Below are 554 nucleotides of genomic sequence, written 5' to 3'. Positions count from 1 at the left end.
CCGGCGGCAAGGGCAGTTTTGAAAAGGGTTCGTTTTTCGGGTTGTGCCGGTTGTTTGTTTTGGCTCATGGTCTGCTCCTTGGCAGGGAACGGAAAGATTGCAATCGTGTGAAGTAAGGTTGGTTTTCAAGCGTATTTTGTGTGGGCAACAATAAGATTCAGACGGCCTTTCAATATCTAAAGGCCGTCTGAAAACGCGTTATCTTATTTCAAACCCAAAATACCGCGCAGTTTGGCCAAGTCTTCTGCCAAGGCATTAATCGGCGCCTGCAGGGCTTTGCGGTCTTCTTCGCTCAGTTTGTCGTACAGCTCGAAGCCGTCTTGTTTTTTGTATTTCGCCAAAATGTCTTCAACCTGTTTGAAGTTGGCATCGGTTTTTTCCAACAACGCTTTGTCTTTGGCTTCGATCAGCGGACGGAACAAATCAACGATTTTTTTGGAGCCTTCCACATTGGCTTGGAAGTCGCTCAAGTCGGTATGGCTGTAACGGTCTTCTTCGCCGCTGATTTTGCTGCCGGCCACTTCTTCAATCAGTTCGGACGCGCCGCCGACCAC

Annotated in this window: 1 protein-coding gene; it reads right to left on the bottom strand. The window is 48.7% G+C overall.

Features of this window, described 5'->3' with window-relative positions; translation table 11 throughout:
• Window positions 1-203: 203 nt before the first annotated feature.
• The coding region (locus tag ACTHSP_RS21445) for an imelysin family protein (protein WP_440346932.1) at window positions 204-554 on the bottom strand (351 nt) is incomplete at its 5' end.

Source organism: Neisseria sp. P0001.S005 (assembly GCF_051963715.1).
This window is presented reverse-complemented; position numbering and strand designations above follow the sequence as displayed.